Origin of the sequence: Staphylococcus sp. NRL 16/872, from assembly GCF_022815905.2 — a bacterium.
Classification (GTDB): domain Bacteria; phylum Bacillota; class Bacilli; order Staphylococcales; family Staphylococcaceae; genus Staphylococcus.
This window is the reverse complement of record NZ_CP119327.1, coordinates 2136513-2150779: the sequence shown is the minus strand read 5'-3', so window position 1 is coordinate 2150779 and position 14267 is coordinate 2136513. Positions and strand designations below refer to the sequence as shown.

At 32.5% G+C, this 14267-nt stretch carries 11 protein-coding genes; all 11 read left to right on the top strand.

From position 1 onward, the window contains the following. The first annotated feature begins 106 nt into the window (after window positions 1-106). The 11 genes from MT340_RS10715 (at window position 107) to MT340_RS10665 (ending at window position 14261) form a co-directional block, all read left to right on the top strand. A complete protein-coding gene (locus tag MT340_RS10715; protein WP_243589945.1) occupies window positions 107-1834 on the top strand; it encodes an ABC transporter ATP-binding protein in 1728 nt (575 codons plus the stop codon). 361 nt (window positions 1835-2195) lie between these two features. Beyond that, a complete protein-coding gene (locus tag MT340_RS10710; RefSeq protein WP_243589944.1) occupies window positions 2196-4367 on the top strand; it encodes a bifunctional glycosyltransferase/CDP-glycerol:glycerophosphate glycerophosphotransferase in 2172 nt (723 codons plus the stop codon). 264 nt (window positions 4368-4631) lie between these two features. After that, the gene (locus MT340_RS10705; RefSeq protein WP_243589943.1) at window positions 4632-5861 is read left to right on the top strand and encodes a NupC/NupG family nucleoside CNT transporter; all 1230 of its coding nucleotides are present in this window, start codon (window positions 4632-4634) and stop codon (window positions 5859-5861) included. Window positions 5862-6404: 543 nt separating this feature from the next. After that, complete coding sequence (locus MT340_RS10700) at window positions 6405-7238, top strand: YitT family protein (protein ID WP_243589942.1); 834 nt, start codon at window positions 6405-6407, stop codon at window positions 7236-7238. 245 nt (window positions 7239-7483) lie between these two features. After that, on the top strand, window positions 7484-8281 hold the full coding sequence (locus MT340_RS10695) for an ABC transporter ATP-binding protein (RefSeq protein WP_103298513.1): 798 nt from the start codon (window positions 7484-7486) through the stop codon (window positions 8279-8281). A 32-nt stretch (window positions 8282-8313) separates the two neighbouring features. Further along, the gene (locus tag MT340_RS10690) at window positions 8314-9318 is read left to right on the top strand and encodes a FecCD family ABC transporter permease (protein WP_243589941.1); all 1005 of its coding nucleotides are present in this window, start codon (window positions 8314-8316) and stop codon (window positions 9316-9318) included. Further along, window positions 9315-10319, top strand: coding sequence for a FecCD family ABC transporter permease (locus MT340_RS10685; protein ID WP_243603857.1), 1005 nt, complete (start codon window positions 9315-9317; stop codon window positions 10317-10319). The genes MT340_RS10690 and MT340_RS10685 overlap by 4 nt, the downstream gene beginning before the upstream one ends. 207 nt (window positions 10320-10526) lie before the next feature. Further along, window positions 10527-10907, top strand: coding sequence for a dihydroxyacetone kinase phosphoryl donor subunit DhaM (gene dhaM, locus MT340_RS10680; RefSeq protein WP_243589939.1), 381 nt, complete (start codon window positions 10527-10529; stop codon window positions 10905-10907). A gap of 128 nt (window positions 10908-11035) precedes the next feature. Beyond that, window positions 11036-11521 carry a hypothetical protein gene (locus MT340_RS10675; protein ID WP_243590269.1) on the top strand — a complete coding sequence of 162 codons (486 nt, stop codon included), beginning with the start codon at window positions 11036-11038 and terminating at the stop codon, window positions 11519-11521. Window positions 11522-12015: 494 nt separating this feature from the next. Continuing rightward, on the top strand, window positions 12016-13083 hold the full coding sequence (locus MT340_RS10670; protein WP_243589938.1) for a YkvI family membrane protein: 1068 nt from the start codon (window positions 12016-12018) through the stop codon (window positions 13081-13083). Between the two features lie 131 nt (window positions 13084-13214). Next, complete coding sequence (locus MT340_RS10665; protein WP_243589937.1) at window positions 13215-14261, top strand: alpha/beta hydrolase; 1047 nt, start codon at window positions 13215-13217, stop codon at window positions 14259-14261. Window positions 14262-14267 lie beyond the last annotated feature (6 nt).

Here is a 14267-nt window from a genome sequence, read left to right as displayed (position 1 = left end):
ATAACGAAAACTTGTGGGAAATATAATTTTTACACTTCAAAGTTTCAAAAATTAATTATAAGTTTTAAGTATTAAATTAAATATGAATATAAAAGAGGGCTAATTTATGAAAGGACAAAATCCATTATTTTTCTTATTTAAACGTTTGTCGTGGCCATATGGGTTAATTATTGCAGCCATTATTATTTCTTCTTTAGGAAGTATTAGTGGTTTGCTTATCCCATTATTTACTGGTCGTTTAGTTGATAAATTTTCAACTAGTAGCATTAATTGGAATATCGTCATTCTATTTGCAGGTATTTTTATCGCCAACGCTTTACTTAGTGGTATCGGTATTTATTTATTAAGTAAAATTGGTGAAAAAATGATTTACGATATTCGTTCATTATTGTGGGAACATATTATTAAATTAAAAATGCCATTTTTTGATAAAAATGAAAGTGGTCAATTAATGAGTCGTTTAACGGATGATACAAAAGTGATTAATGAATTTATTTCACAAAAATTACCACAACTCTTGCCTGCAGTCATTACATTAGTTGGGTCTATCATTATGTTATTTATTATGGATTGGCAAATGACGTTGTTAACGTTTATCGCAATTCCATTGTTTATGGCAGTAATGATTCCATTAGGTCGCAAAATGCAAAAAATATCGATAAATACACAATCAGAGATAGCTAATTTCAGTGGGTTATTAGGTCGAGTGTTAACAGAAATGCGTTTGGTTAAAGTGTCTAATACAGAGCGTCAAGAATTAGATAATGCGCATAGCAACTTACGTGAAATCTATCATCTTGGTTTAAGACAAGCTAAAATCACGGCTGTGATTCAACCTATTTCAAGCGTTATAATGTTACTAATGATTGCGGTTATTTTAGGTTTTGGCGCTATTCGAATTGCCACAGGAGCCATCACTGCAGGGGCGTTGATTGCTATGATTTTTTATGTAATGCAATTATCTATGCCATTGATGAACCTTACTACGCTTGTTACAGATTATAAAAAAGCTGTCGGTGCAAGTAGTCGAATTTATGAAATTATGCAAGAACCCGTAGAACCAATGATTGATTTAGAACCAGTCAGTCATGTGGATATCGCTTCTGGAGCATTAGAATTTGCAGACGTGAATTTCAAATATGACGTTAAAGATATATTGAAAGATGTCTCTTTCCATATTCCTCAAGGAGAAGTAAGTGCTTTTGTTGGTCCATCTGGCTCAGGTAAAAGTACGATTTTCAACTTAATAGAACGCATGTATGAAATCGAATCAGGGGATATCAAATATGGGAATCAAAGTATTTATGATATTCCTATAGCGAATTGGCGTAATCAAATTGGATACGTAATGCAGTCTAATTCAATGATGAATGGTACGATTCGCGACAATATATTATACGGTATTAACCGTGAAGTGTCTGACGAAGAATTGTTTGAGTACGCTAAATTAGCGAATTGCCATGACTTTATCATGCAGTTTGATGATGGGTATGACACTTTCGTTGGTGAACGTGGCTTAAAACTATCAGGGGGTCAAAGACAGCGTATCGATATCGCTCGTAGTTTCGTTAAGAATCCAGATATTCTACTACTTGATGAAGCAACAGCAAACCTAGATAGTGAAAGTGAACAAAAAATACAAGAAGCATTAGAAGTACTAATGAAAGGACGTACAACTATTGTAATTGCGCACCGACTTTCTACTATTAAAAAAGCAGGTCAAATTATCTTCCTGGATCAAGGGCAAGTGACGGGACAAGGTACGCATGCCGAACTTATGAATCAACATGAAAAGTATCATCAATTTGTAACCACTCAAAATTTAACAGAATAATGTATTAAAGCAGGTTTACGAAGATCTTCATTCGTCAACCTGCTTTATTTTGGTGTTAAAGTAATAGTGTAGATAAAAGATAAAATAGTATTAAAAGAGATAGGGAACAGTCTGATATAACTAAAATCTTTGAGGAATTCCTAGCAAATGAATAGCGCATAAAGAAAATGGTATACTTGTTAGTAAATCATAGTCCATAGTGTTTAGTAAGCTAATAGAATGGAAATGGCTAGAAATATACGCTTTAAAGATGTAAAATGAAGTGAAAAATTTGGCGTGTCTCACGCTATAGTAAAGTATGAAATGTTTATTAAAATTTAAAATCTACCTATCATAAATAGATTAATTGGAGAGAAATGTTTTGAATAAATTAACGATTATTATTACATATTATAATGCTGAAGATTATATTGCTGGATGTATTGATAGTTTAAAAAGTCAAAGAAATCAAGATTTCAATCTTGTCATTGTTGATGATGGTTCTACCGATAATTCAACAGAGACTTTACAACAAGCCTTACAATCCTACGATAAAGAGGTTAATTTCATCCAACTTCCGAACAATACAGGACATGCACACGCACGAAATATAGCACTTAAAGAAGCGAATGGGCAATATGTAATGTTTCTTGACGCAGATGATCAGTTAGCTTCATATGCAATTGATTTTTATTTCCGTCATCTTAATGGTTTAGATACTTTAATTGCGCCAATCCATAAATTTGCTATGCAACGTCCACAATATGTTGATCAAGATAAAGTTCGAGTTCAATATTTATCACATAAAAAAAATCCAAATTCAATTTTAAGAAAAGAAACTGCATGCAATATTTTATTTAGAAACGCGATTATTAAAGCACATAATATTGAATTTAATGAGGACTTAAATATCTTTACAGATACTTCTTTTGTCTTAGAATACTTAAGATATGCAGAAAACTTTGTTAGAATACTGAGCTTCCCATTTTATTTCCGTGGAGAAGTGTATGATCCATTTGTTGGTAATACATTGAGTGATCAAGATTTTGTATATAAATTTGATGATTATGTAGATAGTTTCTTTGATGCGATGCAAAGAACGAATGACAAAGAGGTGAAAAACTTCTTAATTCAAAGAATGAAAAACGAAATTAAAAAAGGTTTTGATCCCTCATTAAGAGATATTAAAGCAAGATATCTTACTTTAGAAAGTTCTTTAGTCAAAGTAGTAAAAGCTTTAAAATGGAATATTATTAAAGATGGAAAGTTATTATACAATCTAGAAATTTTATTCTTATCAATGGATGATGTAGAAAATGCAAAATATGTGAACAACCTACGTAAACGATCTCGTTTAATAAAAAATATTGTTACAAATAGCAAAATAAAAGAACGTTCAAGATATCAACTCACAGATAACGAAGAAGTAGTGGATCCAAATACGATTGTCTTTGAAACATTTGGTGGTAAAAATTATAGTGATAGTCCAAAATATATTTATGAATATATGCAAGATCACTACCCACATTTAAATTATATTTGGGTATTTAATAAACCGGATAACAATAATGTCCCGGGAAATGCTACTAAAGTAAAAAAAGGCTCTAAAGAATATTATGAAGCATATGCCAAAGCAAAATATTGGGTATCAAATGCAAGATTACCACTATATTTAAATAAAAAAGAAAATCAAATATACATTCAAACTTGGCATGGTACGCCACTTAAACGTCTAGCTAATGATATGAAAGTCGTGAGAATGCCAGGGACAACAACTGCTTCTTATAAGAAAAACTTTTATGCTGAGGCATCTAGATGGGATTGGCTTGTATCACCGAACCGCTACTCATCAGATATATTTAAAACTGCATTTTGGATGGATGAAGATAGAATTTGGGAAATCGGCTATCCTCGTAATGACATCTTAGTAACTCGACAAAATGATACAGAATACCAAGAGCAAATCAAACGTAATTTAAACTTACCTAAAGATAAAAAAGTAATTATGTATGCACCAACATGGCGCGATGATGAATTTGTCAAAAAAGGACAATATTTATTTGATTTAAAAATTAATCTTGCAAATCTCCAAAAAGAAATTGGAGATGACTATATTATATTATTAAGAATGCATTATCTAATTGCTAATGCTTTAGATTTACATGGTTTCGAAGATTTCGCTATTGATGTATCTAACTATAACGATATTTCTGAATTATACCTTATTTCTGATGCATTAATTACAGACTATTCCTCTGTAATGTTTGATTACGGTATTTTAAAACGTCCACAATTCTTCTTTGCTTATGACATTGAAAAGTATGACAAAGGGTTACGTGGGTTCTACATGGATTATATGAATGATCTACCAGGTGAAATTATAACTGATGAATTTAAATTAGCCGAAGAATTAAAGCATCTTGATCAACATAAAGTAAAATATAAAGATAAAATTGAGAAATTCTATAATGACTTCTGTTCATTAGAACAAGGGAAATCATCTCAATTTATTGCAGATTATATTTATAATGATATAGAGAAAAATAAAAAATAGGATTTTATGACAAGAAGCGCTAAAAATGTGATTTAATACAAAATACATTTTTAGCGCTTTTTAAAGTTCACTAAAAGGGGGGACCCCATATTTATACAAATGGAATTCTTTAAAAGATTATTTTATCGAATATTCTATCATGGTATAATGTTAAATATATTATTTACGGAACTTTAGTGCTTTAAATCGGGGGAAAGTACGGTTCTATTACACTGAGTAAATTTTACATAGTAAGTTGAAAAATTAAGTCTAGGTAGGTGCCTCATGTTTTTAATCATTAATATCATTGGGTTACTTGTGTTTTTGGGAATTGCAGTTTTATTTTCAAGAGATCGCAAAAATATCCAATGGAAATCAATTTTGATTCTTGTTATTTTGAACCTTTTTCTAGCCTGGTTCTTCGTGTATTTCCAAATTGGTAGATCAATTGTTGAAGGCTTAGCTGCAGCAATCGCTTGGGTGATACAATCAGCACATACTGGAACTGGCTTTGCATTTAGTAGTTTTACAAGTGGTAAACAAATGGATATGGCTATTAGCGCCTTATTCCCAATCTTGCTTGTTGTGCCATTATTTGACGTATTAATGTATTTCAATATTTTACCGAAGATTATCGGTGGTATTGGCTGGGTATTAGCTAAAATTACACGTCAACCTAAGTTTGAGTCATTTTTCGGTATTGAAATGATGTTCTTAGGAAATACTGAGGCTTTAGCGGTCTCAAATGAACAATTAAAACGCATAAAAGAAACACGTGTCTTAACACTAGCTATGATGTCAATGAGTTCTATTTCAGGTGCGATTGTTGGTGCTTATGTACAAATGATTCCTGGAGAACTGGTATTGACAGCGATTCCGCTAAATATTATTAATGCCATTATTGTAACTTCAATCTTGAATCCAGTGACGGTTGAAGAACGTGAAGATGTCATTTATAGCATTAACAATGCTGAAATTGAACGCCAACCATTCTTCTCATTCTTAGGAGATTCTGTATTAAATGCAGGTAAATTAGTGTTAATTATTATCGCGTTCGTTATCAGTTTCGTAGCTTTAGCTGATTTATTAGATCGCTTTATCAATTTAATCACTGGTTTAGTAGGCGGTTGGATTGGCATGAAAGGTAGCTTTGGATTAAACCAAATCTTAGGTGTCTTCATGTATCCATTTGCATTATTACTTGGTTTACCTTGGGGAGAAGCATGGATTGTGGCTCAACAAATGTCCAAGAAGATTGTCACAAATGAATTTGTTGTAATGGGTGAGATTACTAAAGTAGTTAAATCTTATAGTCCGCATAGACAAGCGGTTATTTCAACTTTCTTAGTGTCATTTGCTAACTTCTCAACACTTGGTATGATTATTGGTACGCTTAAAGGAATCGTGGATAAGAAGACTTCAGATTTCGTCTCTAAATACGTACCAATGATGCTTTTATCAGGTATTCTTGTATCATTATTAACAGCAGCTTTTGTAGGTTTATTCGCATGGTAAATCGATAGAGCTTAATATTTCTTCGAAAGAGCAAGTTTGAAATTATGCTTACCTTACATGATTTCAGATTCGCTCTTTTTTCTTTGAAAATGAAGAACAAAAATCTAACAAACGATAAAAACCAAGTATGTAGAGTGAGGAGACACTCTATATACTTGGTTTTTATGGGAAATGAATATTAATGTACTTGTAACGGTAAGGACTAGGTACTGTCACAGTACTTCGAGCAAAATTTGTTTTGTTACTATAAACAACACAAAGGAGATAACTTCTCTTATTAAGAAGTTATACACATTATAGCAGAAAGAAAGATGTAAGTAAACAAAAAAATTCAGAAAATTTTTATTTCTTTATAAATTGTTCTTGAATTTAGATTATATCCGGCTCTGAGTAAATCTCTGAGATGATAATATAAAATAAATTATTATAGGTTAAAATATTTAATTTTTATTTGTTTATCATTTTTTTGAACGTTATATTGTGGCGTTACCATAGAATATGCTAACATTTTTAGTAATAATACAATAAAAGGGGTTGGTATGTGTGAATAAAAACATTAAAGATTTATTACTTGTTATACTAGGCTCTTTCATATTTTCAGCTGGGGTAAACGCATTTATTATTTCTGGTAATTTAGGAGAGGGAGGCGTAACCGGTATTGCAATTGTATTGTATTACGCTTTTCATATTTCTCCCTCTATAACCAATTTTGTAGCTAACGCAGTGTTAATTATTTTGGGTTATAAATTCTTAAGTAAAAAAAGTACAGTCTTAACTATTATAGCTACTGTACTTATTTCAGTGTTTTTAGATTTAACAGAGTCTTGGCACGTAGAAACTGGAAATGTCATTATTAATGCCGTATTTGGTGGGATCAGTGTAGGTTTAGGTATTGGTGTTATCGTTTTAGCTGGAGGTACTACAGCTGGCACGACTATTCTGGCACGTATCGCCAATAAATATTTAGAGGTAAGTACTGCTTATGCGCTTTTATTCTTTGATTTATTAGTAGTGTTAATATCATTAACTGTACTTCCATTGCATAAGGCACTCGTAACAGTTATCTCATTATACATTGGCACAAAAGTAATGGAGTATGTCATTGAAGGACTCAACACGAAAAAAGCAATGACGATTATTTCCAATAAACCAGAAGAAGTTGCTAAGGCAATCGATGAACAAGTGGGACGTGGTCTTACGATTATAGATGGCCATGGTTATTATAGTAGAGAAGAAAAAGATATTTTGTATGTAGTCGTTGCAAAAACACAAGTTTCTCGAGCAAAACGTATTATTAGAGAGTTAGATGAAAATGCATTTCTTGTAGTACATGATGTTCGTGATGTATATGGAAATGGTTTCCTAGCAGATGAATAAATAAAATTTAGATAGAGATTAAGTCATATTGTAAGAGGTTAGCGTGTATTTACTTCTTACTTGTTATGATTTAATCTCTATTTCTGTTTTTCAAATGGTCATTGCACTGTGAAAATGTTATAATATTGCCATTGACTATGATAATTATTATCAATTAAGAAACGATATATGCGAATCAACATATACGAAGAAAATATCATTTAACAGCGTAGTAATAGATTTATTTTCAAGAAAGTAGGGGAATTATGAATCGTTTAAAAGCACAAGAAGTTGAAATTGGGTACGGAGATCATACAATTATTAATAACTTAGATGTTGAAATTCCTGATGGCAAAGTTACTTCTATTATTGGACCTAATGGTTGTGGGAAATCAACTTTATTAAAAGCACTCTCACGTTTGTTATCTATAAAAAATGGTGAAATCAAATTAGATGGTGAAAATATTCATACGCAATCAACGAAAGAAATTGCTAAAAAAATTGCTATTTTACCACAAACGCCTGAAGTAGCAGATGGGTTAACAGTAGGAGAACTTGTGTCTTACGGTCGCTTTCCACATCAAAAAGGTTTTGGTCGTTTATCTGCAGAAGATAAGAAAGAAATTGATTGGGCGCTAAGTGTGACAGGCACTTCTGAATTCCGTCATCGTTCCATTAATGACTTGAGTGGTGGACAACGTCAACGTGTATGGATTGCGATGGCATTAGCTCAAAAAACAGATATCATTTTCTTAGATGAGCCAACAACTTATTTAGATATTTCACATCAATTAGAAATCTTGGAATTAGTACAACAGCTTAATAGAGAGCAAGGTTGTACAATTGTCATGGTATTACACGATATTAACCAAGCTATTCGTTTTTCAGATCATCTTATCGCAATGAAAAATGGCGAGATTTTAGCAAGTGGTTCGACTGAAGAAGTATTAACAAAAGATATTTTAGAACGTGTATTTAATATTGACGTAGTATTAAGTGAAGATCCGAGAACTGGTAAACCTTTACTTGTGACATATGACTTATTTGAACGCACTTATTCATAATATTAAGGAAAATAAAGAAAAGAGAAATAACTATGACAACTAAAAATAATAAAGGGACGTTTGGATTTATAGGATACTTTATTCTAGTATCAGCTCTCTTAATCATCGCCTTGTTTATTTCTATTTTAATTGGAGAAGCTAAAGTCAATTTCTCAACTATTATAGATGCAATTTTTCATTATGATCCTAAGAATCAACAACATAATATCATTAGTGAAATAAGAATTCCTCGTGATTTTGGAGCTATACTTGTAGGTATGGCCTTATCAGTAGCAGGTGCAGTTATTCAAGGCGTAACAAAAAATGGTTTAGCTGATCCAAGCTTAATTGGATTAAACGCGGGTGCTTCATTCGCATTAGCACTCACTTTTGCTTTTTATCCTCAAGCACCATTTCTTATGATTATGTTTGCTTGTTTTATTGGAGCAATGTTAGGTGGGTTTATTGTATTAACTATTGGCCGTTCAAGACGAGATGGCTTCAACCCGATGAGAATCATTTTAGCAGGTGCAGCTGTTAGTGCTTTACTTACTGCACTCAGTCAAGGTATAGCTCTAGTATTTAAGTTGAATCAATCACTTACATACTGGACTGCAGGAGGCGTTTCAGGTACGACATGGCCTCAGCTATTATGGAGTGGGCCGATTATTTTGATTGCTATTATAATTATTATTACGATGAGCAAACAATTAACAATTTTAAATTTAGGAGAATCACTAGCCAAAGGTTTAGGTCAGAATATTACCTTAGTACGAGGTATTAGCTTATTGTTAACAATGGTTTTAGCCGGTGTTGCGGTCTCTATGGTCGGCCAAATTGCCTTTGTAGGTTTGATGGTACCTCATATTGTTAGATTTTTAGTCGGTACTGATTATGCGAAAGTCTTACCTTTAACAGCATTATCAGGTGGTTTATTAATGCTAGTTTCTGACACTGTAGCAAGAATGATGGGCGATGCCCCTGTAGGTGCTATCATTTCATTTATTGGCGTGCCTTACTTCTTATACTTAGTTAAAAGAGGAGGGCGCACGATATGATACATCCCAAATTAAGACATAAACAAATTATTACCTTAATTATCTTTGTAATTTTATTATTTGCTGCATGCACCTGGAGTATTTCTTCGGGTGAATATAAAATTCCAATAGGACACTTCTTTAAAACGTTAGTTGGCCAAGGGGAATACTATGATCAGCTCATTTTAATGCAATTTAGATTTCCACGTATGTTAATTACCATTTTAGCGGGTGCTGCGTTAAGTTTAAGTGGTGCCATCATTCAAAGTGTTACTAAGAACCCAATTGCTGAACCAGGAATATTAGGAATTAACTCCGGTGGTGGATTTGCTATTGCGCTATTTTTAACAATTGGTCAAATTCATGCAGATAATTTTGTATACGTGTTGCCTATTATCAGTGTCATCGGTGGTATTGCTACAGCAATTATTATTTTCTTGTTCAGCATCAATAAAAAGGACGGTATTACTCCAGCTAGTATGGTATTGATAGGCGTAGGGATGAATACTGCTTTATATGGTGGTTCAATAACATTAATGTCTAAGTTTGATGAAGATCAATCAGAATTCATCGCCACATGGTTTGCTGGAAATATATGGGGAGATGATTGGCCATTTGTAATTGCTACCACTCCTTGGTTAATCATCCTTATTCCATATTTAATTTATAAGTCTAATGTGCTTAATTTGATAAACACACATGAACATATCGCAAAAGGTTTAGGCGTTCGATTAGAAAGAGAACGTATTATTCTATTTTTTGTTGCGGTTATACTTTCATCAGTAGCTGTTGCTGTTGCAGGTTCAATTGCGTTTATTGGCTTAATGGGTCCACATATTGCTAAATCCATTGTCGGTCCCCGACACCAATTATTTTTACCTATCGCTATTTTGGTTGGTGCATTTTTACTTGTCTTTGCAGATACGCTAGGTAAAGCGATTCTGGAACCAACAGGCATTGTTGTTGCAATTATCGGCGCACCATATTTTATTTATTTAATGTATAAATCTAAACATATATAATTCCTAGCAATGAATATTTTCTGATTTAAGAAGATATTCATTGCTTTTTTGTTTTGAAAATGCAGAACCAAAACTATCACTATATAAAGTAGGTTACTATCTGATTTTCTTTAAACATTCTTATATTTTAAAAATGTTAGCGTATACAAAAGGTGTGCATTATAATGAAAGCAAAAAGAGACAGTAAAAGGTTGGAGATGAAAAACAATGACATCAATCGTAATTGTGAGTCACAGTAAAGACATTGCAAATGGGACTAAAGCATTACTGAATAATATGGCGAAAGGTGTTAAAATAATTGCGTATGGTGGCGTAGACAATGGATTAGGGACATCTTTAGATGAAGTTCAAAAAATTTTAAACGACTTAGATGATGACGCACTTTGTTTCTATGATTTAGGTTCAGCAGAAATGAATATTGATTTAGCAATCGAAACATATAAAGGTCCTTATAATATAAAAAAAATAAATGCGCCGATTGTAGAAGGTAGTTTCATAGCAGGATTTAAATTGTCAGTAGGTGGGAGCGTGAATGAGGCCATTCAAGAAATTGAAGATGCTTCATTTAAGTCAACGGCTTTTAAATAAAAAAGCCAGAGTGAATAATTTAAATATTAATTATTATATTTATAAAATGTAAAGAAAAATTAAATGTGGTAAAATAATGATATTGTGAAAAAGGATAATAGGAGGGCATTATCGTGCAAGAGCGCATCATGAATTATGTATTAAATGGTGAATTTGAACAAGTTAGAGAACTAATGTCCCAAGCTGACTTCATGGATTTTGAAGAGGCTTATATTTCTTGTGCACATGAGCAAGAAAGTATGATGTTTTACACATGTATTTTAGATATGATTAAATTTGAAGAAAGCGCTGAATTACATGATTTGGCATTTTTATTATTAGTTTATCCATTAAGTGAAGTGAAAGGCGCTCTTGATTCAGCGTATTATCATGCGCAATCCTCTATTCAGTTAACGAATGGACAAGAAATTAAAAGTTTATTGCAAATGTTATTATTGCATGCTATTCCTGAACCGGTTATTTCAGATTCAGAAGCATTTAAAGTAGCGAAACAAATTTTAAAATTAGATCCAAGCAATCATGTTGCAAGAAATGCTTTAAAAGAAACGGCGAAACGCATGGATAATGTTGTGGTTGATATTAATGAATTGCAACAATACGGTCATTCTAACTAACAGACTGTAGATAAATCCTTTCACTCATCGTCGTCTTAAGCACCACTTCTTCTTTAGAAGTTAGTGGTACACACATGAGCTTTAGCTCAGGTGTTCCTTTTCGAAAAAAAGTGGCCGTCGTTATGTATTTCGATTCCTCGATTACCAAGTTTTTTCATATAGTCTGTATATTTTAAATCAATTTATCAAAAAAACCATTCAATATAATTGAAATTTTAATAAAACCGGTATGATGAGTAAATGCATCTTTCATACCGGTTATTTATTTAAATATTGCCATTGCGATATTAAATCTTTTTCATTATTAGTTACTCATTTATAGAAATATCGTTAAATATTCATATTTTCACGAAAATATTTAATTTGTTCTAACCTTTATCAGAATAGGTATGACAGCCCAAAACGTTGTCATTTAACTAATATACACTGTTGCATAATCTTTTCAATACGTTATAATGCACAACGTGTCTAATTTAAGGAGGTTATTTTATCGCATGGGATTAAATAAAGAAGCTATAAAAATTGGTTTCGCTTATGTCGGCATTGTAGTCGGTGCCGGATTCTCAACTGGTCAGGAAGTCATGCAATTCTTTACACCTTATGGTCTGTGGTCATATATAGGTGTATTACTATCAGGTTTAATTCTAGGTTTTATAGGACGACAAGTGGCAAAGATTGGTACTGCCTTTGAAGCCACAAATCATGAGTCAACATTACAATATTTATTTGGGGAAAAATTTAGTAAAATTTTCGACTATATCCTCGTCTTTTTCTTATTTGGTATCGCTGTTACGATGATTGCTGGTGCAGGAGCAACTTTCCAAGAAAGTTTTGGAATTCCAACTTGGCTAGGCGCTTTAATTATGACAGTAATCATTTATTTAACATTATTACTCGACTTTAATAAGATTGTGAGTGCGCTCGGTATTGTAACACCATTCTTAATTATTATGGTAATTCTTATTGCCGTTTATTATTTATTTGTAGGTAGCGTATCAATCAGTGAAGTAAATCAAACAGTTGATAAAACAAGTATCTTTTGGGGTACTGTTAGAGGGTTAATGTACGGTGGATTAGCCTTTGCAGTAGGATTTAGTACCATCGTTGCTATCGGTGGTGACGCATCAAAACGTAAAGTATCAGGTGCTGGTGCAATGTTTGGTGGCGTCATTTATACTATCCTATTAGCATTAATCAATTTCGCATTACAAGCAGAATATCCTAACATTAAAAATGCTGAAATTCCAACGTTAACATTAGCTAATGCTATTAGTCCTTGGATTGGTCTCGTACTTACTATTATTATGTTAGCAGTAATGTACAATACTATCTTAGGTCTATGCTATTCATTTGCAGCACGTTTTACAGAGCCTTATAGCAAAAAATATCATATCTTCATTATTATAATGATGATTGCTGCATTTATCTTAAGTTTCGTTGGATTCGCAGACTTAATTAACTTCTTATATAACATTATGGGCGTCGTTGGTTTATTCATCGTTGTAGCCGTATTAATTAAGTACTACCTACGTAAGAAAGACGATGAAGACCATATCGCTTAAACCCAGACTTTACAATTTAGATTGAATGTTTTACCCTTAAAAGCAATTCGTGAACATAATACGGATTGCTTTTTTCTTTTTTGAAAAAGCAGAACCAAACAACCAATCTTCAGTTGAAAGGATTGCAAGGGATGACGAAACAACGTAAATGGACAACCATTACTAGTATAGTTGTATTAATTGTAGCAGGATTATTAGCGTGGAATTTATATTATCATTATCAACACACAAAAAAACAACAAAGTGCACATGAAAAAGTCAAACTCGACAATCCTAATGTAAAACTTTTTGAAAATATAACGTATAATTCCCACATACCAGGTAGTCAACTAGATATCATGACACCTGAAGATGTTGATAAGAATAGTAAATTACCTGTCATTTTTTGGATGCATGGTGGGGGGTATGTAGCAGGTGATAAACAATATAAGAATCCATTGCTTGCTCAAATTGTGGAACAAGGTTATGTCGTCGTCAACGTCAACTACGCTTTAGCACCAAATTATAAGTATCCTACACCGTTAATACAGATGAATGAAGCGGTACAATTTATTAAAAATAATAAAGATCATTTCCCCATTGATTGGAATCAGGTGGTAATTGGGGGAGATTCGGCTGGTGCACAATTAACAAGTCAATTTGTCGCAATTCAAACGAATGCTCAATTACGACAAGAAATGAAGTTCAAACAACAATTTACCCCTAAACAATTGAAAGCAGCTATCTTCTTTGGTGGTTTCTATGATATGAAGACAGTGAGAGCGACAGAATTTCCTCGAATTCAAATGTTTATGCGCAGTTATACCGGTAAAAGCCACTGGGAAAAAGATTTCAAAAATATTTCTCAAATGTCAACAATTAATCAAATAACTGAAGATTATCCTGCGACATACTTATCAGTGGGCGATGCTGACCCATTTTATAGTCAAAATATTGAATTTTATCATAAATTGAAAGATGAAAACGTACCTGTTAGTACGTTGTTTTATGATGGTTCTCATCATTTACATCATCAATACCAATTTCACTTAGATAAACCAGAATCTAAAGAGAATATGAAAAAGGTACTTGAATTTTTAAGTCGCAATACTTCATCTTCAGGTGTTGAACAACAGCAACAAGCACCTCTAGATGGCACCACTAATTCAGATAGCCATTTTTCATTATCACCCTATTAAAATTAA